Annotated in this window: 23 protein-coding genes; 22 read left to right on the plus strand and 1 reads right to left on the minus strand. The window is 38.3% G+C overall.

The genetic code is table 11. The features are described 5' to 3' along the window. The first annotated feature begins 35 nt into the window (after positions 1-35). The 12 genes from GCWU000282_RS04400 to GCWU000282_RS04455 all read left to right on the plus strand — a co-directional run bounded on the left by GCWU000282_RS04400 (position 36) and on the right by GCWU000282_RS04455 (position 13,027). Entirely contained in the window at positions 36-1,256 is a 1,221-nt protein-coding gene (locus tag GCWU000282_RS04400) for an EAL and HDOD domain-containing protein (RefSeq protein WP_023353814.1), read from the plus strand. Positions 1,257-1,494: 238 nt separating this feature from the next. Further along, a complete protein-coding gene (locus GCWU000282_RS04405) occupies positions 1,495-2,175 on the plus strand; it encodes a F0F1 ATP synthase subunit A (RefSeq protein ID WP_035039539.1) in 681 nt (226 codons plus the stop codon). A 35-nt stretch (positions 2,176-2,210) separates the two neighbouring features. After that, entirely contained in the window at positions 2,211-2,432 is a 222-nt protein-coding gene (gene atpE / locus GCWU000282_RS04410) for an ATP synthase F0 subunit C (RefSeq protein WP_023353816.1), read from the plus strand. 20 nt (positions 2,433-2,452) lie between these two features. After that, positions 2,453-2,944, plus strand: a complete 492-nt coding sequence (locus GCWU000282_RS04415) for an ATP synthase F0 subunit B (RefSeq protein ID WP_023353817.1) — start codon at positions 2,453-2,455, stop codon at positions 2,942-2,944. Beyond that, positions 2,934-4,763, plus strand: a complete 1,830-nt coding sequence (atpA, locus tag GCWU000282_RS04420) for a F0F1 ATP synthase subunit alpha (RefSeq protein WP_023353818.1) — start codon at positions 2,934-2,936, stop codon at positions 4,761-4,763. Before GCWU000282_RS04415 ends, atpA begins: the two co-directional genes overlap by 11 nt. Before the next feature lie 2 nt (positions 4,764-4,765). Then, positions 4,766-5,656, plus strand: a complete 891-nt coding sequence (gene atpG / locus GCWU000282_RS04425) for an ATP synthase F1 subunit gamma (RefSeq protein WP_023353819.1) — start codon at positions 4,766-4,768, stop codon at positions 5,654-5,656. Between the two features lie 2 nt (positions 5,657-5,658). Next, complete coding sequence (atpD, locus tag GCWU000282_RS04430; protein ID WP_035039541.1) at positions 5,659-7,059, plus strand: F0F1 ATP synthase subunit beta; 1,401 nt, start codon at positions 5,659-5,661, stop codon at positions 7,057-7,059. Continuing rightward, positions 7,060-7,476, plus strand: coding sequence for a FoF1 ATP synthase subunit delta/epsilon (locus GCWU000282_RS04435; RefSeq protein ID WP_023353821.1), 417 nt, complete (start codon positions 7,060-7,062; stop codon positions 7,474-7,476). It begins immediately after the preceding gene. Between the two features lie 224 nt (positions 7,477-7,700). Beyond that, positions 7,701-8,906: an FprA family A-type flavoprotein gene (locus tag GCWU000282_RS04440; protein WP_035039543.1), complete on the plus strand. Its 1,206-nt coding sequence runs from the start codon at positions 7,701-7,703 to the stop codon at positions 8,904-8,906. A 243-nt stretch (positions 8,907-9,149) separates the two neighbouring features. Beyond that, a complete protein-coding gene (locus GCWU000282_RS04445; RefSeq protein WP_023353823.1) occupies positions 9,150-11,114 on the plus strand; it encodes an NAD(+) synthase in 1,965 nt (654 codons plus the stop codon). A 14-nt stretch (positions 11,115-11,128) separates the two neighbouring features. Continuing rightward, positions 11,129-11,773, plus strand: coding sequence for a NeuD/PglB/VioB family sugar acetyltransferase (locus tag GCWU000282_RS04450; RefSeq protein WP_023353824.1), 645 nt, complete (start codon positions 11,129-11,131; stop codon positions 11,771-11,773). Positions 11,774-11,797: 24 nt separating this feature from the next. After that, positions 11,798-13,027 (plus strand): glycosyltransferase family 4 protein, encoded by a 1,230-nt coding sequence (locus GCWU000282_RS04455; protein WP_023353825.1) that lies wholly within the window; start codon positions 11,798-11,800, stop codon positions 13,025-13,027. 71 nt (positions 13,028-13,098) lie between these two features. On the opposite strand, the gene GCWU000282_RS04460 is transcribed toward GCWU000282_RS04455, so the two are convergent. Then, positions 13,099-14,235, minus strand: a complete 1,137-nt coding sequence (locus tag GCWU000282_RS04460) for a GGDEF domain-containing protein (RefSeq protein ID WP_023353826.1) — start codon at positions 14,233-14,235, stop codon at positions 13,099-13,101. A gap of 559 nt (positions 14,236-14,794) precedes the next feature. Here GCWU000282_RS04460 and GCWU000282_RS04465 point away from each other — a divergent pair. The 10 genes from GCWU000282_RS04465 to GCWU000282_RS04510 all read left to right on the plus strand — a co-directional run bounded on the left by GCWU000282_RS04465 (position 14,795) and on the right by GCWU000282_RS04510 (position 26,462). Further along, positions 14,795-15,847, plus strand: coding sequence for a polysaccharide biosynthesis protein (locus tag GCWU000282_RS04465; protein WP_035039756.1), 1,053 nt, complete (start codon positions 14,795-14,797; stop codon positions 15,845-15,847). Between the two features lie 84 nt (positions 15,848-15,931). Continuing rightward, positions 15,932-17,143: a polysaccharide biosynthesis C-terminal domain-containing protein gene (locus tag GCWU000282_RS04470; RefSeq protein ID WP_023353828.1), complete on the plus strand. Its 1,212-nt coding sequence runs from the start codon at positions 15,932-15,934 to the stop codon at positions 17,141-17,143. Positions 17,144-17,219: 76 nt separating this feature from the next. Continuing rightward, positions 17,220-18,395: a UDP-N-acetyl glucosamine 2-epimerase gene (locus tag GCWU000282_RS04475; protein ID WP_023353829.1), complete on the plus strand. Its 1,176-nt coding sequence runs from the start codon at positions 17,220-17,222 to the stop codon at positions 18,393-18,395. A 5-nt stretch (positions 18,396-18,400) separates the two neighbouring features. Beyond that, positions 18,401-19,765 (plus strand): MBOAT family O-acyltransferase, encoded by a 1,365-nt coding sequence (locus tag GCWU000282_RS04480; protein ID WP_035039549.1) that lies wholly within the window; start codon positions 18,401-18,403, stop codon positions 19,763-19,765. A gap of 14 nt (positions 19,766-19,779) precedes the next feature. Further along, the gene (locus GCWU000282_RS04485; RefSeq protein ID WP_035039551.1) at positions 19,780-21,147 is read left to right on the plus strand and encodes an alginate O-acetyltransferase AlgX-related protein; all 1,368 of its coding nucleotides are present in this window, start codon (positions 19,780-19,782) and stop codon (positions 21,145-21,147) included. Positions 21,148-21,243: 96 nt separating this feature from the next. Next, positions 21,244-22,419 carry a glycosyltransferase gene (locus tag GCWU000282_RS04490; RefSeq protein WP_023353832.1) on the plus strand — a complete coding sequence of 392 codons (1,176 nt, stop codon included), beginning with the start codon at positions 21,244-21,246 and terminating at the stop codon, positions 22,417-22,419. Further along, positions 22,413-23,543 carry a glycosyltransferase family 4 protein gene (locus tag GCWU000282_RS04495; protein WP_023353833.1) on the plus strand — a complete coding sequence of 377 codons (1,131 nt, stop codon included), beginning with the start codon at positions 22,413-22,415 and terminating at the stop codon, positions 23,541-23,543. Before GCWU000282_RS04490 ends, GCWU000282_RS04495 begins: the two co-directional genes overlap by 7 nt. Positions 23,544-23,583: 40 nt before the next feature. Then, on the plus strand, positions 23,584-24,000 hold the full coding sequence (locus GCWU000282_RS04500) for a GtrA family protein (protein WP_023353834.1): 417 nt from the start codon (positions 23,584-23,586) through the stop codon (positions 23,998-24,000). Continuing rightward, entirely contained in the window at positions 23,997-25,160 is a 1,164-nt protein-coding gene (locus tag GCWU000282_RS04505) for a glycosyltransferase (RefSeq protein ID WP_023353835.1), read from the plus strand. The genes GCWU000282_RS04500 and GCWU000282_RS04505 overlap by 4 nt, the downstream gene beginning before the upstream one ends. A gap of 21 nt (positions 25,161-25,181) precedes the next feature. Continuing rightward, positions 25,182-26,462, plus strand: a complete 1,281-nt coding sequence (locus GCWU000282_RS04510) for a glycosyltransferase family 4 protein (RefSeq protein WP_023353836.1) — start codon at positions 25,182-25,184, stop codon at positions 26,460-26,462. Positions 26,463-26,464: the final 2 nt, after the last annotated feature.

Below are 26,464 nucleotides of genomic sequence, written 5' to 3' on the forward strand. Positions count from 1 at the left end.
AAAGTATAAAAATAAATTTGAAAGGAAATACAGACATGCTAGCAACATTAATACCTTTATTTGACAATAAAATGGAAGTATGTGCATATTCGGTATTTGCCCAAAGGGAAAATTATCTGATGCATCCTTCTCTTTTAGGAACAGGCAGTTTAGATGCTGCAGCAGGATTATTAGGCTTGGAAATAATTGAAAGTATGGGTATAGGAACCCTTGCAGGAGATAAAGAAGTATTTATAGAGGTAAATAATATCTCTCTGTTCTCAGATATTGAGAATCAGTGCAGTGCTCCCGCAAGTAAGGTAGTCTTGCTCATTGATTATAAAATAAATACAGAGCAGATGTATGTAGACAGAATAACAGAGCTTAAGGACAAGGGATATAAGTTCGCTGTAAGAAAGCTTAAAATTGAGCAGTTTGAGGAATATAAGGCTGTGCTTAGCCTTATGGATTATATACTGCTTGACCATAAAAAGATTAAGATAGAAAAAGCTAAGATTTATTTTGGACAGGTGTATCCGAATATCAAGCTTTGTGCCGTAAATGTGGATACTAAAGAAGAGTATGAAAAGCTTACGGAAAGCGGCGGATACCATCTTTTTGAAGGTGATTTCTTTAGAATGCCTGCCATCTCAAAGAACGGTGAGATAGCTCCTCTTAAGATAACTTATATTGAGCTTCTTAACCTTGTAAATCAGCCTGACTTTGATTTGACTGAGGTTGCGGATGTTATTTCGAAAGATACAGCTCTTGTAATTAATATGCTCGAGATAGTAAATAAGCTGTCAAGAAATTCAAAGATTACTTCTATAAGGGCGGCTACAGCCATGCTTGGACAGAGAGAAATAAGGAGATGGGCTAGTACTGCGGCTACCAAATCTCTTTGTGCCGACAAGCCTAGTGAGATTATGCGTCTATCCCTCATACGTGCGAAATTTGCGGAAAATCTTGCTTATTGTTTTGACTTGGGTGCTGTTACTGCGGAGCTTTTCCTTATGGGACTTTTCTCTGTACTTGATATCCTCCTTGACAAAAATATGAAGGATGCTCTTGAACTTGTAAATGTATCGGAAGAAATCAGCTCGGCTTTACTTGAAAGAAAAGGAAGATTAGCTCCGCTTCTTAACTTTATGCTCTACTATGAAGATGCGGATTGGCAGGAAGTAAGCAGACTTATGACTGTGTTAAATATAGATGTGAAAAATGTATACATAGCCTATACAGATGCTCTTATTTGGTACAGGGACATGTTCTTGTAATTGGTACGGTCTGTCTGCAGTTGAAAAGTCTGTAACTTATGATGTGAATAATTCGGATTCAGTGTAATACTGTAAACGCAGAAAAGGCGATATTACAAATATAATTTTAGGGATTGCTGTAGGTAGAGCCGAAGCAATCCTATATTATATAATACTTTGTATTGACTGCAAGAAAAATGAGGTTTATAATACCTAAGTTATAAAAGTTAGAAATATAACAATGAAGAAAGGAGCGGCAATGGGAAATTTGGCCGAGCGGTTGGCAGAAGAACTGCATGTTGAAACAGTGTTTGAAGTACCCTTTTTTGGCGGCATTTCCGAATCGGTTGTAGTGACATGGATAATAATGGCAGTCGTTCTTGTTATTTCTATATTACTTACCAGAAACCTAAAGGTTGAGAACCCAAGTAACAGACAGCTTGCGGTTGAACAGGCAGTAACCTGGCTTCAGGGTGCAGTAAATAATATAGTAGGAGAGCATGGGGGAAAATATGTGCCCTACCTGACCTGCATACTCATCTACATCGGAATTGCAAATATGGTTGGTATATTGGGTTTTAAGCCTCCGACAAAGGACTTGAACGTTACCATTGCGCTTGCGTTATTCAGTATTGTGATAATTGAATACGCAGGTATCCATAAAAAAGGCGTGCGTAAGTGGTTAAAAAGTTTTACGGAACCAATGGCGGTGATTACACCAATCAAAATACTTGAAGTATTTACTACACCACTGTCATTATGTATGCGACTTTTCGGAAATGTGCTGGGAGCCTTCGTGGTTATGAAACTCATAGAATTTGTACTTCCGGTAGGTCTTCCTATAGCATTCAGCTTTTATTTTGATATCTTTGACGGTCTGATTCAGGCATATGTATTTGTGTTCTTAACGGGCTTATTCATTGGCGAACAGCTTGAATAGGTCAGGTTTCTATAATAAAAATAAGGAGAAAAATTATGAATTTATTAGGAATTGGTGCTGGTATTGCAGTTTTAGCAGGTTTAGGAGCAGGTATCGGTATTGGTATTGCGACAGGTAAGGCAGCAGATGCTACAGCAAGACAGCCTGAGGCAGCGGAGAAGATTCGTAGTGTACTCATTCTTGGTGCAGCTCTTGCAGAGGCAACAGCTATTTACGGTTTTGTTATTGCAGTCCTTATAATAATGATGCTTAAATAAGGAGCATATAAGGAGGAATAATGCTTAAATTAGGTTGGGATCTCCTCTTTACCGCGATAAATATTGTTGTATGGTATATAATCATTAAATTATTTTTATTTAAGCCAATCAATAATATAATAGCTAAGAGGAGAGATGCTATTAATGGAAAGTTTAATGAGGCTGAAATGGCCAAAAAAGATGCTTATGCTCTGAAAGCAAAATATGAGGAAGCCGTAAGCAATGCTTCAAATGAAAGACAGGATATAATCGAAAAGGCCAGAGCGAGTGCCGATGAAGAATACAAGCGTATTTTAGAGGAAGCGGATGTTAAGGCCGGAGCGGTTATAAGTAATGCAAAAGAGCAGGCAAAGGAAGAGCATCAGAAGATAATAAGAGAAGCAGATATGGAAATAGCACGTCTTGTTATGGAAGCTACCACAAAGCTTATGCTTGAAAGCAGTAATGGAACAAGTGACAAGCATCTTTATGATGAATTTATAACAAAAGAGGGTGAACACAGTGAGTCTTGATAAAAACAGTAAAGAATTAAAGGTGAGCCTTTTTTATGTTACACCGCCACTTGACTCCCAGCTTGACAAAATTAAAGAATTTGTCGCTTCTAAAAAAGGTGTAAGTAAGGAAGAGGTTCAGATAGAACTTATAGAAAAAAAGGATTTGGTTGGCGGTTTTGTGCTTCGAATAGGTACGCATGAATATGACTGGAGTACAAAGGGAAGACTTGACCAGCTTATGGCAGAACTTTTCAGTTCAGATGATGCTTCCGGAGAAACCGATGGGACCAATTATATTGATGATGGGCTTGACGCAGAAAGTATAGCTAAGGACAGACTTTCAAAACTCAGAAGCAGTATAGAAGGCTTTGCTCCCAAGACTGAAGAACAGGAAGTCGGATTTGTAACGGCAGTCGGTGACGGAATTGCCAGAATACAGGGTATAGACCATGCTATGTATGGGGAGATAATTGAATTTGAATCGGGTGCCAAAGGTATGGTTCAGGATATCAAGTCAGACAGCATAGGTTGTATTCTCTTCAATAAGGCAGATACTGTGGCAGAGGGAGCAAGGGTAAACCGTACAGGCAAAAAGACAGGTGTACCTGTAGGGGAAGGCTTCCTCGGAAGAGTAGTGGATGCCCTCGGCAATCCGATAGACGGCGGAGGAGATGTAGTTGCTTCCGACTTCAGACCGGTTGAACATGAAGCACCGGGCATAGTAGAAAGAAAATCCGTATCGGTGCCGCTTGAAACAGGTATACTCGCTATCGATTCAATGTTCCCTATCGGCAGGGGACAGAGAGAGTTGATTATCGGAGACAGGCAGACCGGTAAGACAGCAATCGCGGTAGATACCATCATTAACCAAAAGGGTAAGGGAGTTATCTGTATCTATGTAGCCATAGGTCAGAAATCTTCAACAGTAGCAAAACTGGTTAACACCTTGGATAAAAACGGTGCGCTCAGTTACTCTATTGTAGTTGCGGCAACTGCATCAGATTCTTCTGCACTTCAGTATATAGCACCTTATGCGGCAACTTCTATGGCTGAGTACTTTATGTATAAGGGCAAGGATGTGCTCATTGTTTATGATGATTTAAGTAAACACGCTGTGGCATACAGAGCTTTATCACTTCTATTGGAGCGTTCTCCGGGACGTGAGGCTTATCCGGGAGATGTATTCTATCTTCATTCAAGACTTCTTGAAAGAAGCAGTCGCCTTTCAGATGAGGCGGGAGGTGGCTCAATCACGGCACTTCCTATTATAGAGACACAGGCCGGAGATGTATCTGCCTATATTCCTACCAACGTAATTTCGATTACTGACGGACAGATATTCTTAGAGAGCAGTCTGTTCTTCTCAGGACAAAGACCGGCGGTAAATGTAGGTCTTTCTGTATCCCGTGTTGGCGGTGCCGCACAGAGTAAGGCTATGAAGAAGGCTTCCGGCTCAATAAGAATTGACCTTGCGCAGTATCGTGAGATGGAAGTGTTTACGCAGTTTTCATCTGATCTTGATCAGGTCACAAAGAACCAGCTTACCTATGGTAAGGGGCTTATGGAACTTCTTAAACAGCCGCTTTGTAAACCGCTTTCACTTCACCAGCAGGTAATAACACTTGTGGCAGCGACCAAAAAAGTTATGATGCTTGTGGAAAGTGATAAGATTAAAGAATTTCAGACAGAAATGTTAGATTATTTTGAAACCCATCATCCTGAAATGATAAGAGAAATTGAGAATCAGAAAGCGCTTACAGAGGATCTTACAGAGAGAATCGTGGATGCGGCAACTCAATTCCGTAATTTTTATCTCGGGGCAAAAGAAGGTAAATAAATATGGCTAATGCAAGAGAGATTAAAAATAGAATCTCAAGCGTTAAAGATACGGCAAAGATAACCAAGGCGATGTATCTTATATCGTCAACCAAGCTTAGAAAAGCTAAGAAGAGCCTTGAAGATACGGAGCCGTATTTTTACAATCTCCAGATGGCTATAGCAAGACTTCTAAGGCATATGCCGGATATGAGGCATATTTTCCTTAAAAATCTAAACGATATAGAGCCTGAAAAGAGAAGACGCGGTCTCATCATAGTAACAGCAGATAAGGGACTTGCAGGAGCTTATAACCACAATGTAATTAAGTGTACCGAAACATGGTTAAAAGAGCCTGGGATTAATTCCTTGTTTGTAGTCGGTGAGTTGGGAAGAAGCTATTTTATGAGCAAGGGAATGGAGATAGATGCCCATTTCCGCTATACTACACAGAACCCTTCATTGCACAGGGCAAGGAAGATAATCGGAGCTGTGGTAGATAAATATCAGGCAGGAGAATTGGATGAAATAACCATAGTCTATACAAGAATGGTAAACAGTATGGTTACTCAGGCTGAGACTGTACCGCTTTTACCTCTTGACAAGAAAAAGATTATGGGTAATATTCCTGCGGGTTTTATTACAGAACAGGATATAACCATGCTCCCTTCTCCGAAAGAAGTACTTGATACGGTTATACCGAATTATCTGGTAGGCTTTGTGTACGGAGCTTTGGTGGAATCATTTTGTTCGGAGCAGAATGCCAGAATGATGGCTATGCAGGCGGCAAATGACAATGCAGATGAAATAATCAGAGATTTATCAATACAATACAATCGTGTAAGGCAGGCAGCCATAACTCAGGAAATAACTGAGGTTGTAGCCGGTGCCAAGGCACAGCATTTGAGGAAATGAGAATGAAAAACGGTAAGATAATACAGGTAATGGGACCGGTTGTGGATGTCCTGTTTTCGGATGAAGATGTACCTAAAATTAAAGATGCCCTGATTGTAGATAATCATGGCAAAAAGTGTCTGATGGAAGTTTCTTCACATCAGGGCGGGAACATAGTCAGATGTATCATGCTCACTGCCTCAGAAGGACTTAGCAGAGACATGGAAGTAACAGCAACCGGTTCCGGCATAAAAGTTCCGGTTGGTGAGGCTACACTAGGAAGGCTTTTCAATGTATTCGGTGATACCATAGACGGCGGTGTCAGTCTTGAAAATGAAGAGCATTGGACCATACACAGAGAACCTCCTAAGTTCTCGGACCAGAGCCCTGCCGTAGAGATACTTGAGACAGGTATAAAGGTAATTGATTTGCTTGCACCTTATGCAAAGGGCGGTAAGATAGGACTTTTCGGTGGTGCAGGTGTAGGTAAGACAGTGCTTATTCAGGAGCTTATAAGAAATATTGCTACCGAACATGGCGGTTATTCTATATTTACGGGTGTCGGAGAGCGTTCAAGAGAGGGTAATGATCTTTGGACTGAAATGAAGGAGTCGGGAGTTATAGCTAAGACTGCCTTGGTATTCGGTCAGATGAACGAACCACCGGGAGCCAGAATGAGGGTTGCAGAGACAGGACTTACTATGGCAGAGTATTTCAGAGATGAGAAAAATGCGGATGTGCTTCTTTTCATTGACAATATTTTCCGTTATGTACAGGCAGGCTCGGAGGTTTCAGCCCTGCTTGGACGTATGCCTTCTGCGGTTGGTTATCAGCCGACCCTTGCAACAGATGTAGGTGAGCTTCAGGAAAGAATTGCATCTACAAAGTCAGGTTCAGTTACCTCCGTACAGGCAGTATATGTGCCTGCGGATGATATTACCGATCCGGCTCCGGCAACTACATTTACACATCTTGATGCAACAACTGTACTTTCAAGAAAAATAGTTGAGCAGGGTATATATCCGGCTGTAGATCCGCTTGAGTCATCTTCCAGAGTACTGGAAGCAGATGTAGTAGGCGAGGAACATTATAATACAGCCAGAAAAGTGCAGGAAATGCTTCAGAAATATAGGGAGTTGCAGGATATAATTGCAATTCTCGGTATGGAGGAGCTTTCAGAGGCAGATAAACAGACTGTCAACAGAGCAAGAAAGATACAACGTTTCCTTTCACAGCCTTTCTTTGTGGCAGAAACATTTACGGGAGTACAGGGTAAATATGTACCGCTTGCGGAAACAATAAGAGGTTTTAAGGCAATAATTGAAGGTGAAATGGATGAATATCCGGAGGCAGCCTTCTTTAATGTAGGAACTATTGATGAAGTTAAAGCAAAAGCAGAAGCTATGGAGCGGGAGGCCGTATAAGTGGCAAACAGAACATTTTATCTTAAAGTATATGCAAGTGACAGAATCTTTTTTGAGGGACAGTGCCAAACTTTGGTTATACCTCAAAGTGACGGTTTAAGAGCTATTCAGGCACATCATGAAGACATGGTGCTGGCTGTAGATATGGGGGAAGCCCATATAGTTGAGGAGGATGGAACAGTTACCTATGTAGTGGTAGGCAGCGGCATGGTTCAGATTTTCCACAACAGGGCAATTATGCTTGTAGATACTGCCGAACTTCCTGATGAGATTGACTCCAAGAGGGCAGGAGATGCGCTTGAGAGGGCGAAAGAACAGCTCAGGCAGAAGCAGAGTATACAGGAACATAAGATGAGTCAGGCTTCGCTTGCAAGAGCTCTTACAAGACTTAAGGAAAGCTCAAAATATAATGCTTAATATGAACTAAAGAAAAAACATGGGAAACTAAACTTGGGCTTTAGTTTCTCATGTTTTTATTGTATAATACAATCATGTATGTACTTTAGTAAGCCATAATTATTCACGCAATAGGCCACAGACCTCTTATGATTACGATATTTCACAAGATGTTTCGTGAATAGTTTGGGATAAATTATATTGTTATTGATTTAACGAAGATGCTTAACGAAAGGGGATATTATATGAAGTGTACCAGGCAGATTACAGATGATCTGTATTATGTAGGAGGAAGCGACAGAAGAATTGCACTTTTTGAAAATTGTTTTCCTGTACCTGACGGAGTTGCATACAATTCATACCTTTTAACGGATGAAAAGACAGTTTTATTTGATACAGTCGATTATGCGATAGGAAGGCAGTTTATAGACAATCTTACCTCACTGCTTGACAATAGAAAGCTTGATTATCTGGTTGTAAATCATATGGAGCCTGATCATTGCTCTCTGATTACTCAGATTATATCACTTTATCCTGATTTAAAGCTTATTGCAAATAAAAAGACTATAGGTCTTATTTCACAGTTTTATAATATAGATATGGCAGAGCGTACTGTTTTTGTGGGTGACGGCGACAGCTTTTCTACAGGAAAGCATAATCTTAAGTTTTTTACGGCACCTATGGTACATTGGCCTGAGGTAATGTTTACCTATGATGAAACAGACAAAGTGCTGTTCTCTGCTGATGCCTTCGGTACTTTCGGAGCTTTAGACGGTAGAATATTTAATGATGAGTTTGATTACAGGCATGAGTTCATTAATGAAGCCAGAAGATACTATGCTAATATAGTCGGGAAATACGGTGCTCAGGTGCAGGCTGTATTTAAGAAGCTCCCTTCTGAAATTGCTTATATCTGCCCTTTACATGGACCGGTTTGGAGAAGAGATATTCCGTTTATCCTGGAAAAATATCAGGCATGGAGCACATATACACCGGAAGAGAACGGAGTGTTTATAGCCTATGCTTCTATGTACGGAGATACGGAACTGGCTGCAAACGTGCTTGCCGCAAAACTTGCCGAGAGAGGCATGGTTAATATGAAGATGGTGGATGTATCAAATCATCATTATTCATATCATATCAGTGATATATTTAAGTACAGTACCATAGTTTTTGCAGCACCTTCATACAATATGTCCGTGCATCCTAAGATGAATGAGCTTATTCAGGAAATGAAGGAAATTACCGTAAGAAACAGGGCTTATGCTGTTATAGAAAATGGCTCATGGGCTCCGAGTGCGGCAAAGACTATTAAGGCAGTTGTAGACGAACTTAAGGATATGAGACAGATTGGCGAAACACTTACAATTAAATCAGCCATATCCGAAGACCAGGAAGGTAGGTTGGATGAGTTGGCTGAACTTATAGTTTCAGAGGTGAAAGAAGATTAGTTAGAACTGATTATATACTCTAAATGGAATAGATTTTGATAAGGGATTGTCATTTTGTGGCAGTCCTTTTTAAGTCAATAGGATACAAGTGTCAAAGGTGTAAAAAGTCGATGTAAACTTGCTTACAAGAGAATTTATTATCATAGAAATTGAAGTATTGTAAAACATAGCTAAAAGAAGTAGAATAAAAGGATAATAATAACTTGAATATAACAATAATTGAAAGGAAGCCTGATATAAATTATGAGACATGGATTTGTAAAAGTAGCTGCCGTTACTCCTGATATAAGGGTGGCAGATTGTGTTTTTAACGGAGACAGCATAATTAAAGAAATGAAGTATTGTGCGGATAGAGGAGTAAAAATAGCTGTGTTTCCTGAGCTGGCCATTACAGGTTATACCTGTGGAGAGCTGTTTCTACAGGAAAGACTGCTGAGTTCTGCGTTAAATACCCTTAAGAAAATAATAAAAGCAAGCTGGGGTATGGATATGCTTACCTTTGTAGGGCTTCCGTTTGAAACCGACGGAAAGCTTTATAATGTGGCAGCAGTATTTAAAGACGGCGAACTTCTGGGAATGGTTCCGAAGCAGTATATACCTAACTATTCAGAGCTTTATGAGGCGAGACATTTCACTCCTTGTGTCGGTGAAAACAGGCTATTGGACTGGGAAGAAAATAAAAGCGGATATACTTATTTTGGCAACAAGCTGATATTTGAAAATAAAGACATAAAAAATCTTAAAATTGCTGCTGAAATCTGTGAGGACTTGTGGGTAGTAATTCCTCCGAGCAATTATCATGTTATGGCGGGGGCGACTATTATAGCCAACCTTTCCGCCAGCCCTGAGATTATGGGTAAGCAGGAATACAGAAGAAACCTTGTACAGGGACAGTCGGCAAGGCTTAATGCGGGCTATATCTATGCAACCACAGGAGAGGGTGAGTCTACCACAGATTTGGTCTTCGGAGGACATAATCTTATTTGTGAAGACGGGATCATACTTGCAGAAAAACAGCGCTTTAAGAACGGTACTATAATAACTGAAATAGACGTCAACAAGCTTACCTATGAAAGAAGAAAGATGAATACCTGTGAGATAGCAGGCTGGGAGAATTATGATTTTATAGATTTTTCCTTTGAGAAAATTTTTATGACAGATTATAATGCTGATGGTATAAAGGAAAAAATGCTTATAGAAACACATTTGGAAAGAAAATTCCCTAAGTCTCCCTTTGTGCCTGAGAATAAAGAAGAAAGGGACAGCAACTCGGAGGATGTAATTACTATTCAGTCACTCGGTCTTAAAAAAAGAATGGCACATGTAGGCTGTAAATACGTGGTTATAGGACTTTCGGGCGGTCTTGACTCTACACTTGCGGTTTTGGTTGCCTGCAGAACAATGGATATGTTAGAGATAAGCAGAGAAAATGTAATAGCTGTAACCATGCCTTGCTTCGGAACAACCGGAAGGACGCATAACAATGCTGTAAAACTGGCGAAAGAACTTGGGATTACACTTCGTGAAATAAATATCAAAGAATCTGTACTTACTCATCTAAGGGATATAGGGCATGATGAAAATGACCATAACATAACCTTTGAAAATGCACAGGCACGTGAACGTACTCAGGTGCTTATGGACCTTGCCAATGAGTATGGCGGTCTGGTTATAGGAACCGGTGATATGAGCGAGCTTGCTCTTGGTTTTGCCACTTACAACGGAGACCATATGTCTATGTACGGAGTCAATGCGTCCATACCTAAAACCCTTGTAAGACAGTTGGTCAGATACTGTGCTGAAAAAGCGGATGAGGAAGGAAAAGAGGTACTTGCACAGGTTTTGGTTGATATAGTTGAAACACCGGTAAGCCCTGAACTTCTCCCAACCAATGAAGCAGGTGAACTGGTTCAGAAGACAGAGGATATAGTCGGCCCGTATGAGCTGAATGATTTCTTCCTTTATAATATGGTAAGATGGGGAATGGAACCTGATAAACTCTTTAGGCTTGCCCGTACAGCCTTTGAGGATGAATACAGTAATGAAGAAATAGAGAAGTGGCAGAAGAGTTTTTATCGCAGATTCTTTGCTCAACAGTATAAACGTTCTTGCCTGCCTGACGGACCAAAGGTAGGCTCTGTAACCTTGTCTCCGAGAGGAGATTTCAGGATGCCTTCGGATGCGGTAGGAAGAATCTGGTTACAGTAAGATAAGGAGAAATTATGGTACTCGGTATATATGGATATGGTGGGCATGGCTTGGAAGTGGAAGAGCTTGCAAGGGTAATAAACCTTAAGGAAAACAGATGGGAGAAAATTATTTTCGTAGATGATGCGAAAGATAAGATTGATAATGAGAAAATATTTTCATTTGAAGACATAATCAGTAAATATTCTCCCAAGGACATAGAGTTTATGACCGGTATAGGAGAGCCTGTTATCAGAGAAAAACTATACAATAAAGTAAAAGAGAAGGATTACAGCTTTGCAATCCTTGTACATCCATCCGCTTCCGTGGCAGAAAGTGCGATACTTGAAGAGGGAACTATGGTAGCACATAACGCCTTTGTTTCAATAAAAGCACATTTATTTACAAATACACTTGTGCAGCCTATGGCCTGTGTTCATCACGAATGTAGTGTTGGCAGAAATTCCGTAGTTTCGACCTCTGCTGTTATGGGTGGTAACAGCAGCCTTGGTTATAACTCATTTATTGGTTTAGGTGCATCGGTTAAGCAGGGGATAAGTGTCGGAAACGGCTCAGTAGTTGGGATGGGAGCGATAGTTATTAAAAATGTATCTGACAGAGTAATGGTGGTGGGAAATCCTGCCAGAGCAATAAAAATGGGGGATTTGAGAGCATTTTAACTTTGGAGAGAAAAGGTAGATAATATGCAGATTTTATTTCTTACTCTTATGAAGATACACTCGCCTGCTGATGAAGGCATTTATATGGATCTTATGAAATGTTTTGCGGATAACGGACATAAGCTCTACATAGTAACTCCGCTTGAAAAAAAGGATGAGGCTGATGAAGAGGTTATAGAAGCAGGCAATCTTAAGATACTTAGATGTAAGACAGGTAATCTCTTCGGTGTAGGTATGGTTGAAAAGGGAATTTCCCAGACCTTACTTCCTTTTAAGTATATGAAAGCTATAGAAAGACATTTTAAAGGGATAAAATTTGATCTGATTTTATATTCTACCCCTCCGATAAGCCTTGCAGGTATAGTGGAGAAAATAAAGAAAAAAACAGGAGCTAAGACATATCTTTTGTTAAAGGATATTTTTCCGCAAAACGCAGTAGATATAGGCCTTATCAGCCCGTTTACGGCAGAGATTTTATTTAGGAATAAAGAAAAGAAACTTTATAAGATTTCCGATTATATTGGCTGTATGTCGCCTGACAATGTGGAATATCTGCTTAAACATAATGAATTAGACAGTTTAAAGGTTGAAGTCTGCCCAAATTCCATAAGGGTTACAGATAACCTAACCGGTGAAGTGCCAAAGAATAACGAAGCTTTGGAGCTTGGTGATAGAAGCAGAATTTTATCTAAATATAATATTCCGCCTGATAAAATCATTTTTTTATATGGCGGAAATCTGGGACTACCACAGGATATACCGTTTATTACAGAGTGCATCAAAAAATCCGCCAAAGTGAAAGAAGCTCATTTTGTAATCTGCGGAGGCGGAACCGAATACGGAAAACTTGAGAATTTTGTAAGTGAGACCACTCCGGTTAACCTTACTTTAATTAAAGCCCTGCCTAAGTCTGAATATGACAGCCTTGTCGGGGTATCAGATGTAGGCATGATTTTCCTTGACCATAGATTTACTATACCGAACTTCCCGTCAAGACTGCTTTCATATCTTAAGGAAAAGAAGCCTGTGCTTATATGTACGGATAAAAATACGGATATCGGAAGGATAGCGGAAGAGAACGAGTTTGGCTTAAGCTCTGTAAGTGTTAATACGGAAGGCTTTGTAAATAATGTAAATAAGTTTACAGACGGAGAACTTAGGGCTAAGTTGGGTGAAAACGGATATAAGTTTTTAACGGAAAATTATACGGTGGAAAACAGTTATAAAATCATTATGAAGCATTTTGAAAACTGAGCAAAAATACACGTCGAAGAGTATCTGTGACCAAATTGAAGCCTCCCTAAGCTTGAGTGGCAGAAACTTTCTTACATATATTTTCTTCTGCTTAATTCCTTATGATTAAGATAGTATTGTTCTTTATCGTAGTACATATTTTTGTCCATTTTCTTAACAAATTCGTCAAAATTCTCTTTGTCGGGATCGTACTCGCCAAGCCCAAAGGAGAGTGAGAGCTGATAGCGTCTGTTTGGCATAGAATTAATCTTATCCAGTTCAAGCAGTATTTTGCTTTTAATCCGGGTTAAAACTTCGGTACCTGTATCCTCTGCAAAAATAAGAAACTCATCACCCGCATAACGAAAGGCGGTACCATTTTCAATAGTTGCTTCAGTGAGGATAGAGGCAACTTCTCTTAAGGCCTGATCACCTGCATCATGCCCGTAAGTATCATTTATTCCTTTGAATTGATTAATGTCAATCATTATACCGCTGTGCATTGATTCATAAAACCGTGCATCAAAAAGATAGGCTCTGTTTAAAAGCCCGGTTAGCTTGTCAACATAGGCACTTTCCTTCTGCACACTCATAAAAGCATTGCAAAGCCCTATTGCTACACTCACCCATCCGGTAGCAAAACCGTAGAAGAAAGTCTGGATAAGATATCCTACAAAGACAGGGAATAAAAAAACGCTTATAGGGAAGAACTTTATATTCTTTTTATGTTTGAAAGTGACATGGATGTATGCACTGTATAAAATATATGATATTGAGATAAAGGAAAAGACATAAGCAAGTGGGGTACGCCTATATACATTGTCATTTCCGATGGTAAAAACCAAAGGTACAAACCAGTTAATCAAGGTAACGGTTGACATGAGTATGGCGGGGATTGAGAGAAGTCTGACCTTGTGTCTGGTTTTGGCGGTATCTCCGTAAAGGTGAAAAATAATAAAAAAATTCCAAAGCAGACAGATGGCGATTGTTGCAAGGAAGGTGAAAGTATTACCCAGCATATTTAAAAATCGGAATAATTCACCCGGTTTTCCGTCGGAAGTAAAGATTACGATATCAAAAAAACAGGCAAAGCCAACTATTATAAGCATATATCTGAGCATATTGTAGTCAGCTTTTTCGTTCTTTAAAATCGCCTGATTACAGATTATTATGGATAAAACCAAAACTATGCCTACTGCACTTGCAACATATACATGCAAAATATTCATCTCATATTCCTCTTATTTTAGAATTTGATGCCGGTGTCAAAAGTAGAAAATTAGTTCAAGATTATTTATAAGATATTCCATTAATTATCACATATTTTGGATACAAATTCAATAGTAAACATAAAAAAGTTTGTTGCTCAGTAACCTCGGCGTTTTCGGGAAAGTTCAAATTTATTGAAAATAATAACCTCTTGTGCTAAAATATTTGTCGGAGAGTATCTGTGACAAAAAGGGAAACTCCCTAAGTATAAAACCGATAACCAAAAATCGGGAAAATACGAAGGGAGGTGGTGTTGATGACTGCTTATGAAATCATCATGATCTTCATAGGGATAATAGCTTTGCTAATATCCTTCGGCGGTTTTCTAATCGCCATTCTTACTTATCTTAGTAAGAGAAAGTAAGTTACCTGCTTGCCACAAACAAGCAAGGTGAGTCCTTTAGGGCAATAAAACCAAGCTTAGGGAGTATTCATTTTGAAATGGATACTCTCCTCTCCATAAATATAGCATATTATAAATTTATTTTCAAGATACAGTATTTCAGAAAGGCAAATATCATGGGTATATTTACAGGAAAAACTTTACTTATAACGGGTGGAACAGGCTCCTTTGGGCATGCGGTAATGGACAAATTTCTATCTACCGATATTGGTGAAATAAGGATATTTTCAAGAGATGAAAAGAAACAGGATGATATGAGGCATGAGTATCAGGCGAAGATGCCGGAGGTTGCCGAGAAAATCAAGTTTTATATCGGAGATGTTAGAGATATAAACTCGGTGAAAAATGCTATGAATGGTGTGGATTACATCTTTCATGCTGCCGCACTTAAGCAGGTTCCTTCCTGTGAATTTTTCCCGATAGAAGCGGTTAAGACTAATGTGCTGGGAACCGAGAATGTGCTTAATGCAGCTATAGAAGCCGGAGTAAAGAGTATAATCTGCCTTTCTACAGATAAGGCAGCTTATCCTGTAAATGCTATGGGTACAAGCAAGGCTATGATGGAAAAGGTTATAGTAGCCAAGTCCAGGACGGTAGAGCAGTCAAAGACTAAAATATGCTGTACCAGATACGGTAATGTAATGTGCTCCAGAGGCTCGGTTATCCCACTTTGGATAGACCAGATACGAGCGGGAAATCCCATCACTGTTACAGAGCCGACTATGACAAGATTTATTATGTCACTTGAAGAGGCTGTAGATCTGGTACTTTTTGCATTTGAAACCGGGGAGACGGGAGATATCCTTGTACAAAAGGCTCCGGCTTGTACAATAAAGGTGCAGGCAGAAGCGGTTTGTGAGCTTTTTAATGGTGATAAAGCTGCTATCAAACAGATAGGAATCAGACATGGTGAGAAGATGTATGAGACTCTGCTTACCAACGAGGAGTGTGAGAGGGCTATAGACCTTGGGAAATTCTACAGAGTGCCTTGTGACAGCAGGAATCTTAATTATGACAAGTATTTTACGGAAGGAAATACCGAGAGAGCAAAACTTACTGAGTTTAACTCTAATAACACAGAACTTCTTGATGTGGAACAGGTTAAGGCTAAGCTTACGGAACTTAGCTACATAAGGGAAGAGCTTGAGAAGAATGGAGTAAACTGCTAACTTAAATTTGTGACAGCTCTCATAAGATTTATAGTATTGATATATAGGAGTTTGAAAGGAATAGAATAGGATTAGATAAATAATATGAATATATTGGTTACAGGTGCGAAAGGCTTCGTGGGCAGAAATCTTGCGGAAAATCTTAAGTGCATAAGGGATGGTAAAAATACTACAAGACCTGAACTTAAGATAGATGAAATATTTGAATATGATCTGGAATCAACCAAAGAACAGCTCTTTTACTATTGTGAGAGGGCTGACTTTGTGTTTAATCTGGCAGGAGTAAACCGTCCTCTTGATGCTTCCGAGTTTATGAAGGGAAATTTTGGCTTTGCTACAGATTTATTAAATGAGTTGAAAAAGCATAAAAATACCTGTCCTGTAATGCTTGCTTCCTCTGTGCAGGCCACTCTTGCCGGAAGATTTCAAAATTCCGAATACGGGAAATCAAAGCTTGCGGGAGAGGAGCTTTTCTTTAATTATAGTGAGGATACAGGTGCAAAGGTACTTGTATACAGATTTCCTAATTTATTCGGTAAATGGTGCAGACCTAATTACAACTCGGCTGTAGCCACATTTTGTTATAACACGGCTAATGACCTGCCGGTGCAGATAAATGACAGAAATACCGAACTTGAACTTTTGTACATAGATGACCTGGTGGAAGGACTTTTGGATGCACTTGAGAACAAGGAAAAATACTGTGAATATGAGGGAGTAGAGGCTATTGAAAAAGCAAATGGAAAGTATGCCTATATTCCTGTTACTCATAAAGAAACTCTTGGCAGTATAGCAGATACCCTGGAAAGCTTTAAGAGACAGCCCGAAACCTTGATTATGCCTGACATACCTGCAGGAAGCTTTGCAAAGAAACTGTATTCTACATATTTATCTTATTTGCCAAAAGAAAAGGTAAGCTTTCCGCTTAAGATGAATACAGATAACAGAGGAAGCTTTACAGAGCTGTTAAAGACCACTTCCTGCGGACAGTTTTCTGTAAATATAAGCAAGCCGGGCATAACAAAGGGAGAACACTGGCACAATACCAAATGGGAATTTTTCATAGTTGTTTCAGGCAAGGCCCTTATACAGGAGAGAAAGATAGGAACCGATGAGATACTGGAGTTTTATGTAAGTGGTGAGAAGATAGAGGCTGTACATATGCTTCCGGGCTACACCCATAATATAATAAATTTGTCTGATACGGAGGATTTGATTACTCTTATGTGGGCAAATGAAAGCTTTGACAAAAACAGACCGGATACATTTGGGGAGAAGGTTTCTACAACGTTGTAGTTAAACGAATGACTGGAAGTAGAAAAACAACGATTTGTGATAAAAATGAATGATTGATAGACAATGAGGTATAGCGATGAAAACAGATTACACGGATATAAGTTTTGCGAACAATGGCAAATTAAAACTGCTTATAATAGTAGGTACAAGACCTGAGATTATAAGACTTTCAGAAGTTATTAAAAAATGCAGATTATATTTTGACTGTATCTTAGCACATACAGGACAGAACTACGATTACAACTTAAACGGAATATTTTTCAGGGATTTAAAACTTGATGATGCGGAAGTATATATGGATGCGGTGGGAGCTGACCTCGGAGAAACTGTCGGCAATATAATTGCGGCTTCATACAAGCTTATAACAGGCCTTAAACCGGATGCGCTCCTTATCCTTGGAGATACCAACAGCTGTCTTTCAGCCATATCTGCAAAAAGACTTCATATCCCTATATTTCATATGGAAGCAGGCAACAGATGTAAAGATGAATGTCTGCCTGAGGAAACAAACCGCAGGATAGTTGATATTATTTCAGATGTAAACCTGGCTTACTCTGAGCATGCCAGAAGATATCTTGCAGAATGCGGACTTCCTAAAGAAAGAACCTATGTTACAGGTTCACCTATGGCAGAGGTTTTGAGAGCAAATTTAGATGAAATTAAGGCCAGTGACATACTTACAAGACTTAAGCTTGAAGCGGGTAAATACATACTTCTTTCTGCTCATAGAGAAGAAAATATAGATACGGAGGAGAACTTTACCTCTCTTTTTACGGCGGTCAATAAGCTTGCTGAAAAATACAATATGCCGGTACTTTATTCCTGCCACCCAAGAAGCAGGAAAAGACTCGAAGAATCGGGATTTAAGCTTGACAGCAGGGTTATACAGCAAGAGCCGCTGGGATTCCATGATTACAATAAGCTTCAAATGTCGGCTTTTCTGGTGGTTTCAGACAGCGGAACCCTGCCTGAAGAAAGCTCATTTTACATAAGTGAAGGAAGCCCTTTTCCTGCTGTTTGCATAAGGACTTCCACAGAGAGACCTGAAGCGCTTGACAAGGGAGACTTTATACTTGCGGGGATAGACGAAAAGAGCCTTTTGCAGGCAGCAGATACGGCAGTATGCCTCAAAGAAAACGGTGACTACGGACTTCCTACACCCGCATATATGGATGAAAATGTGAGTGATAAGGTGGTCAGGATAATTCAAGGGTATACAGGGGTTGTGAATAAGATGGTGTGGAGGAAGTAGGCAGAATGGTATTTTCATCTACGGTATTTTTGTTTTTATTTTTACCGCTTGTAATAATGATTTATTACAATCCTTTTGTTAAAGGAAGAAAATTTAAAAATTTATTCTTGCTTCTTGCCAGTCTGTTTTTTTATGCCTGGGGTGAGCCGGTGTATGTGTTTTTGATGTTAATATCAATTTCGGTTACCTGGATATTGGCCTTCTTTCTGAGAGGAAGATATAAAAAAGTTGTACTGACCGTTGGAATCATATATCACGTGGGAGTATTATTCATTTTTAAATATCTTACATTTTTGACCTCACAGTTGGGACTCATTTTAAATCAGGATTTTTCTTACATTAAAATTGCTTTACCGATTGGAATTTCCTTTTTTACATTTCAATTGATGTCATATTTCCTTGATGTTTATAAAGGTGAAGCCAAGCCACAGAAAAATATATTTAATCTTGGGTTGTATGTCTCGCTTTTTCCGCAGCTTATAGCCGGACCTATTGTCAGGTATAATGAAATTGAAGAACAGATAAACACCAGAGTTGAGAGTGTAGAAAATGTATCGGCCGGTATGAAAAGATTTATATACGGTTTGTCAAAAAAACTTTTACTTGCAGATTATCTGTCTGCAATAGCAGACTCTTCTTTTACCAGAATCGGAGATCAAACCGTGGTTATGGCCTGGTTTGGAATTTTAGCATATTCTTTGCAAATATACTTCGATTTTTCGGGATATTCGGACATGGCAATAGGCTTGGGTAAAATGTTCGGATTTGAATTTGCTGAGAATTTCAACTACCCGTATATATCTAAAAGCATAGTTGAATTTTGGAGAAGATGGCATATTTCGCTTAGCAGATGGTTTAGGGATTATGTCTATATTTTTTTAGGGGGGGGGTATGGAAAACCGCTTAAAGTGGCATTTAACCTTGCTGTAGTGTGGATTCTGACAGGAATATGGCATGGGGCGAATTGGACTTTTTTAGTCTGGGGAATTCTTTACTATCTTCTTATAGTAGTTGAAAAATTTACAGGAATAATTGACAAAATGGGTAAATTCTCAAGGGTATATACTTTAGTTGCCGTAATGTTATGTTGGGTTGTATTTAGAGCGGATAATCTAGGCGAGGCATTTTTATACATAGAGAATATGTTTGGAATTAATGCTGGGAATTCTTATAGCTTATCGGCAATAAAAGATGAAACAGGATATGCTGTAATATTATTGGCTTCTGTAATAGGCTGCACTCCGCTTGTAAAAAAGATACTCGATAAATTCGCGGCTATAGAAGGCGTCTGGATACTTTTGATATTTGCGTTATCCTTAATAAAGGCAACAAGTTCATCATACAGCCCGTTCATATATTTTAATTTTTAACAGGAGAGAGAATAGTGTCAAAAAGAATAAATAAATATATGCCGTTGTTCTGTCTGACAGCATTGATTATAATATTTTTAAGAGTAATGACGAACTTGTTTTATATACAAATGATGCAGCAGGGAATGTCCTCCGCTGTGGCCGGTACAATAGATGAAAGCATAAAGATTGATTTACAGGTAAAATATCCTGCTAAAGAAGATAAAAAAGACGGATATATACCGGAATTAAGCGGTAAAATTATAAATATAGCTAAAAATATAAAAAATAGAGTTGAACCCTATACCTCAACTCTGATTCCTGAGTATGATACAGTATTTACACTTTACAGAAAGTATAATCATAGTATTGGATGGAATTATAATATAATTCCGGCTTTTGACGACAAAGGAATACTAAAATATGATAATGGATATTTAAACTATGCTGTTGAAAAACTTGATGAAGATGAGGCCGATAAGATAGCGGAGAAAATACAAAAAGTCAGGGATTTTTTAGCAGAAGAAGGGATTAATTTTTATTATATTAACGGAGGATTTAAGTCGGTTGAAGAAAGAGGAAATCTGCCTTCTTATAATGAAAAAGCCGATAATGGATATTTTAATGAAAGAATAGTGATAGAGGCTCTGAATAAAAAAGGAATAAACCTGTTAGATATCAGGGAGGAAGCAAAGAAAGATAAAAAAGACTGGCTTAGCCTGTTTTACAAGTATGATCATCATATGAAAACCGATTCACAGCTTTGGGTTGCGGGAAAAATAGCTAAGCTGCTTGCAGAAAAAGAAGGCTATAAATTTAATAAAGATTTATTTTCGATATCGGAATATAACCTTGAGAAGAAAAAAATAATGTTTGGAAGCCAGGCAAGAGGTATTTTAAAAAACGGTGTAATGGTTAGCCCGGAAGAATATACAAAGATAATACCCAAGTCTGATACTTTTTTCGAGATTGAACTACCGGTTAAAGGTCTTGTAAGAAAAGGAAATTATGAGAACAGCCTCTTTAATAATTTTGTATACAAAAGAGTTGTTGAACTAGGCAGCAGCCAAAACTATTATTATGCAAACAATCCGGATGCCTATTCCTGCACAACCTGGGGCATAGATCCTTTAGGAATAATCAGAAATAAGATTCCAAATCTTAATAAAGGAAAAAAGGTGTTGATTTTTCAGGATTCTTTTGGGAATTATACATCTACATATCTTGCACAGGGACTTGATGAAATGCATCTCATATATAATCCTGATTTTAACGGTTCGGTAAAAGCTTATATTAAAGAAGTTAAGCCTGATGTTGTATTAATGCTTAATACTTCAAATCAGTTTAATAAAAAGCAGGCAAAAGAAGTAGTATATGAATTAAATTGTTTTGATATAAAGTGAAATAACATTAATACATCCTTAGACCTTTGCAGTAAGCGATGTTAAAAACTATTATTTCAAGTATGAGATGCCATATGGCATAGAGAGGAGGTAGCAATGAAAGTCCTTATGATTAACTCGGTCTGCGGCATAAAAAGTACGGGAAGAATAGCTACTGACCTCGCGGATATGTTGACAGAAGAAGGACATACGGTGAAAATTGGATACGGAAGAGACATAGTGCCTGACCGATACAGTAAATATGCTGTAAGAATAGGAAGCGATTGGGATGTAAGACTTCATGGTGCTATGACCAGAGTTTTTGACAATGCAGGTTTTGGAAGCAGAGAGGCTACAATTAAGTTTATTGACTTTATTAAAGAATTTGCGCCCGATATTATTCATCTTCACAATCTTCATGGATATTATATAAATGTAGAAATATTATTTGAATATTTAAAGGAATATAATAAACCGGTTGTATGGACTTTACATGACTGCTGGGCATTTACGGGACATTGTGCCCACTTTGACTTATACAAATGTTATAAATGGCAGACAGAATGCGGTGAATGTCCTCAGAAAAAAGAATATCCTGCAAGTTTTTTGTTCGACAACAGCAGAAATAATTATATTCGCAAAAAACAGGCTTTTCAGGGAGTTAATAATCTGGTTGTTGTAACTCCTTCTCAGTGGCTTGCAAATCTTGTTAAAGAATCATTCTTACAGAATTATGAAACCAGGGTAATAAATAACGGTATAGATTTAACACTGTTTAAGCCAACCTATGGTGATTTTAGAGCAAGGTATAATTTAGAAAATAAAATTATAGTTTTAGGGGTTGCAAGTGCCTGGGGAGTAAGGAAAGGACTGTTAGACTTTATAGAACTGAGGAAGCTTCTCGACAGAAGATATGAAATAGTTCTGGTCGGAGTAAGTGAAGAAGACAAGAATATACTGACTGAAGGGATGTTGGGAATTACGAGAACAGACTCGGTTAAGGAATTGGCAGAGATTTATACCGCCTCTGATATATTTGTAAATCTGACTTATGAAGACAATTATCCGACTGTAAATCTTGAAGCACAGGCTTGCGGAACCCCCGTGCTTACGTATAGAACCGGTGGGAGCGTGGAAAGCGTACCGGAGGAACAGATTGCGGAACAGGGAAATTTGCAGGATATAGCGGAGCTGATTGAAAAATATGAAGGTAAAAGGGCATCAGTTCAGAGCTTTTATGATAAAAATATAGCCTTTGAAAAATATATAGAATTATATGAGGAGATATGGTGAAACAGAGAATACTATACCTTACCAATATTCCATCTCCTTACAGGGTGGAATTTTTTAATGAACTTACTAAATATATGGATGTTACTGTGGCATTTGAACTGAGAAACGCGAAAAACAGAGAGGAATCCTGGCAGAGCGGAGAAAACTATAAATTTAAGGCTGTATTTATGAAACCGCTTATAACAAGGACTGAGTCTGCCTATTGCCCGGAAGTTTTTAAACTTCTTAAAGAGTTTAAGAATGATGTTATAGTGGTAGGCGGATATGCTACACCTACGGGGATGGCGGCAATTCTCTATCTTAAAGCCAAGAAAATACCTTTCTATTTAAACTGTGATGGGGGCTTTGTAAGCAATGACAGCTTATTAAAAAAGAAAATTAAGACATTTTTCATAGGCTCGGCAACTTATTATCTGAGTACGGGAGTGGGAGCGGATAAGTATCTGATGCATTACGGAGCAAAAAAAGAGAGAACTTATCATTATTCATTTTCTTCTCTGAGAGAAGAAGATATTGAAGAGGCAGTTAAGAAAAGAGATGAAAAAGTAAGCTTAAGAAATAAGTTAGGCATAACTGAGAAAAATATGATAGTTTTTGTGGGCAGCTTCATGCGCAGAAAAGGAATAGATATACTCTTAAAAGCCTGCACGAATATGGAAGATACTGCGGTTGTACTGGTTGGAGGAAGTGATATATCGGCTTACAAAGATATGGTTTCCGAAAAATTAAAAGAACATATTTATCCGGTCGGATTTAAGAATAAAGAAGAAATGAAAAAATATTATCAGGCAGCAGACCTTATGGTCTTGCCGACAAGGGAAGATATATGGGGCTTGGTGATTAATGAGGCTATGGCTCAGGGACTTCCGGTTGTGACTACTAACCGCTGTCTGGCAGGATTGACCCTTGTTAAAAACGGTGAAAACGGTTATATAGTGCCGGTTGAAGACATAAAAGCAACAAAGGAAGCTATAGAGAAGATTTTAGATGGCGGCAGTGCAACAGAATTTGGCAGGAAAAGTCTTGAGAAGATAAGTAATTATACTATAGAGCAGATGGCGGCGGAGCATAGGAATATATTTAAAGCAGGGGATGTAGCCGATAAAAGCCACAAGGTTGAATAAGGTAAGCTGTTATGATAAAATTAAAAGGTAGGAAATTAGGATGTTAAAGAATATAAAAGACCGGAGCAAGAAGAACAGAGAGCTTATCGTCTACTTGGTTTGTGGATTTTTAACTTTTGTTGTAAGTATGATTGCATATGCATTACTTAGCGAGGTATTTAAGATAAATGTACTGGTTGCAAATATTATTACATGGATAATTGCTGTATATTTTGCTTTTTCTGTAAATAGAAAGTTTGTGTTTAAAAGTAATGGAAATTTTACGAGTGAATTAATACAATTTTACCTGGGAAGAGTGGTCACTCTGGTTGTTGAACAGGCAATGCTCTATATTTTTATCATAAGACTTATGTTTAATAATATGGCTATAAAATCTATTGCTCAAGTAGTAATTATAATACTAAATTATATTATTTCAAAATTTATAGTATTTAAAAAGGAAAAAAGCAGCGAATGAGAGTAATATATGTATCTAATCTCTGTCTTCCGCAGGTGTATGAAGATTTGTTTGAAGATAAGAGGTATAAGTCATCAGAGGCTGTGCAAAAATACCACCGTATAATGGCGGAAGGATTTGCACTTAATGACCTGAAAGTTATATCTTTAGGAGTTGTTCCCGCAAACAGAAATGTAAGGAAAAAAATTATTTCCTTGCCTGGGGGAGAGTTAAACGGGGTTAAATACAAGCATATAAAAACTATTAATCTCCCTATAATCAAACAGATATTAAATGCCGTAAATGTATACTTTAATATATTAAATCAGGAGGATAAGAAAAATTCATTTGTGATATGTGATGGGCTCAGTTATCTGGCATCAAAGGCTGCGGTCTTAGCCTGCAGACTGAAGAAGATTAAATCGGTTGTCATAATTACCGACTTACCGGAATTTCTTGTGGGAACAGATAAAAGAGCTGCCAAAAGATATAAAAGACTGTTTGATAAGTTTTCCGCTTATGTGGTCTTGACTGAAAAAATGGCAGTCAGACTGGGCTATACGGATAAACCTTATGTTGTGTTGGAAGGACAGGTTGATAGTAGGGAAAAGAGAGAAATTCCCGGGCAGAAACAGTTTAATAAAAAGATAATTATGTATGCGGGAATTGTACAAAAACTATATGGACTTAAAATTCTTACAGAGGGTTTTATAAAGGCGAATTTAAATGATTATGAGCTTCATATCTATGGAAACGGAGATTATTCAGAAGAGATAGACAGGATAAGTGAAATTCATAAAAATGTAAGGCATTTTCCGTCACAACCTAATTCTACAATAGTAGAGAAAGAAAAAGAGGCATACTTGCTGGTGAATCCAAGGCCTACGACTGAGGAATACACAAAATATTCGTTTCCGTCTAAAAATATGGAATATATGGTTTCGGGGACAGCGGTGCTTACTACAGCTCTTCCGGGGATGCCGGAAGAATACAAGAAACATGTATATCTTATTGAGGATGAGAGTGTAGATGGAATCAGCAATGCTTTTAAGAAAGTAGCGGGGCTCAGTGATGAGGAAGTGCTAAATAAGGGCAGACTGGCAAGAGAGTTTGTATTATCCGAGAAGAATAATAAGATACAGACTGAAAAGATAATTGAACTTATAAACAGAATTGACTAAGATTCTTATGAAAGGGAAATAATGAAAGGTAAGATTCGAGTCTTGTGGCTTTGTAATATTATTATTCCGCAGGCAGCCGCTAAGTTGGGGATAAATACAGGTGCCGGTGGGGGGTGGTTGAATCAACTATCGGATATATTTGATAAAAGAGATGATATAGAGATTTGCATAGTAGCACCCTATTTACAAGGAAGTGAATTGATCCATATCAATTTTGGAAAAAGTAGTGAGTTCTATGGATTTCAAAAAGAGATATCAGAACCTTGGAAATACGATGCTTCGGTGGAAAAGGTTTTTTCCCGGATAATAGCTGAGTTTAAGCCGGATATAGTACATATATTCGGAACCGAGTTCCCGCACTCATTGTCCCTGGTAAAGGTATTTAACAATCCTGCTAAGACCGTAATCCATGTTCAGGGAATAATATCAGCAATCTCTAAGCACTATGAAGCCTTTTTACCGGTAAATATTGTCAGAAAGTACAGCTTTAGGGACTTTATAAGAAGAGATAATATTGAAAAACAGAAACGTAAGTTTGAATTACGCGGAGAATATGAAACAGAAGCTATAAAGAAAGCAGCTCATGTATTTCACAGAACAGACTGGGATGAGGCTGTTATAAGAGAAATAAATCCCGATGTTAACCTGCATTATGCCCAGGAGATGATGAGAAGCTCTTTTTATTTGGGCAGGTGGAAGCATGAAAACTGTGAGAACCATAGTATATTTATAAGTCAGGGAAATTATCCGCTTAAAGGACTCCATATAATGCTTGAGGCATTAAAACATATAAGGGAAAAATATAAAAGGGTAAAACTATATATTGCAGGTGATGATATACTATCCGTTAATTCTTTGAAGGAAAAACTGAGGGAAGGCTATTATAGTAAATATATCAGAGAACTTATAAAAAAATGGAATCTTACCGAAAATGTAAAATTTACCGGCAATCTTAGTGAAGAAGAAATGAAACAGAGGTATTTACAAAGTAATGTTTTTGTATCGGCATCAAGTATTGAGAACTCATCTAATTCGATAGCGGAAGCTATGCTTCTCGGAGTACCTACAGTTGCTTCTTTTGTGGGAGGCTGTTCAAGCCTTATTGAGCATGGGGTGACAGGATATTTATATCAGGCAGATGCCCCTTATATGCTTGCTTACTACGTATGTAAGATTTTTGAAAATAAAGAGCTGTCAGTAGAATTGGGAAATAATGCAGCCTTAAGAGCAGAAGCACGATATGACAGGGAAGTAATTGTGGAAGACATAATAAACTGCTATGAGTCTATGCTTTGTAAATGAAA

The organism is Catonella morbi ATCC 51271 (genome assembly GCF_000160035.2).
GTDB lineage: Bacteria > Bacillota > Clostridia > Lachnospirales > Lachnospiraceae > Catonella > Catonella morbi.

What these genes read in the sequence shown, in the direction of transcription:
- GCWU000282_RS04400 (WP_023353814.1), top strand. Translation starts at nt 36, where the DNA reads ATGCTAGCAACATTAATACCTTTATTTGACAATAAAATGGAAGTATGT.
- GCWU000282_RS04405 (WP_035039539.1), top strand. Translation starts at nt 1,495, where the DNA reads ATGGGAAATTTGGCCGAGCGGTTGGCAGAAGAACTGCATGTTGAAACA.
- atpE (WP_023353816.1), top strand. Translation starts at nt 2,211, where the DNA reads ATGAATTTATTAGGAATTGGTGCTGGTATTGCAGTTTTAGCAGGTTTA.
- GCWU000282_RS04415 (WP_023353817.1), top strand. Translation starts at nt 2,453, where the DNA reads ATGCTTAAATTAGGTTGGGATCTCCTCTTTACCGCGATAAATATTGTT.
- atpG (WP_023353819.1), top strand. Translation starts at nt 4,766, where the DNA reads ATGGCTAATGCAAGAGAGATTAAAAATAGAATCTCAAGCGTTAAAGAT.
- atpD (WP_035039541.1), top strand. Translation starts at nt 5,659, where the DNA reads ATGAAAAACGGTAAGATAATACAGGTAATGGGACCGGTTGTGGATGTC.
- GCWU000282_RS04440 (WP_035039543.1), top strand. Translation starts at nt 7,701, where the DNA reads ATGAAGTGTACCAGGCAGATTACAGATGATCTGTATTATGTAGGAGGA.
- GCWU000282_RS04445 (WP_023353823.1), top strand. Translation starts at nt 9,150, where the DNA reads ATGAGACATGGATTTGTAAAAGTAGCTGCCGTTACTCCTGATATAAGG.
- GCWU000282_RS04450 (WP_023353824.1), top strand. Translation starts at nt 11,129, where the DNA reads ATGGTACTCGGTATATATGGATATGGTGGGCATGGCTTGGAAGTGGAA.
- GCWU000282_RS04455 (WP_023353825.1), top strand. Translation starts at nt 11,798, where the DNA reads ATGCAGATTTTATTTCTTACTCTTATGAAGATACACTCGCCTGCTGAT.
- GCWU000282_RS04460 (WP_023353826.1), bottom strand. Translation starts at nt 14,235, where the DNA reads ATGAATATTTTGCATGTATATGTTGCAAGTGCAGTAGGCATAGTTTTG.
- GCWU000282_RS04465 (WP_035039756.1), top strand. Translation starts at nt 14,795, where the DNA reads ATGGGTATATTTACAGGAAAAACTTTACTTATAACGGGTGGAACAGGC.
- GCWU000282_RS04470 (WP_023353828.1), top strand. Translation starts at nt 15,932, where the DNA reads ATGAATATATTGGTTACAGGTGCGAAAGGCTTCGTGGGCAGAAATCTT.
- GCWU000282_RS04475 (WP_023353829.1), top strand. Translation starts at nt 17,220, where the DNA reads ATGAAAACAGATTACACGGATATAAGTTTTGCGAACAATGGCAAATTA.
- GCWU000282_RS04480 (WP_035039549.1), top strand. Translation starts at nt 18,401, where the DNA reads ATGGTATTTTCATCTACGGTATTTTTGTTTTTATTTTTACCGCTTGTA.
- GCWU000282_RS04490 (WP_023353832.1), top strand. Translation starts at nt 21,244, where the DNA reads ATGAAAGTCCTTATGATTAACTCGGTCTGCGGCATAAAAAGTACGGGA.
- GCWU000282_RS04495 (WP_023353833.1), top strand. Translation starts at nt 22,413, where the DNA reads ATGGTGAAACAGAGAATACTATACCTTACCAATATTCCATCTCCTTAC.
- GCWU000282_RS04500 (WP_023353834.1), top strand. Translation starts at nt 23,584, where the DNA reads ATGTTAAAGAATATAAAAGACCGGAGCAAGAAGAACAGAGAGCTTATC.
- GCWU000282_RS04505 (WP_023353835.1), top strand. Translation starts at nt 23,997, where the DNA reads ATGAGAGTAATATATGTATCTAATCTCTGTCTTCCGCAGGTGTATGAA.
- GCWU000282_RS04510 (WP_023353836.1), top strand. Translation starts at nt 25,182, where the DNA reads ATGAAAGGTAAGATTCGAGTCTTGTGGCTTTGTAATATTATTATTCCG.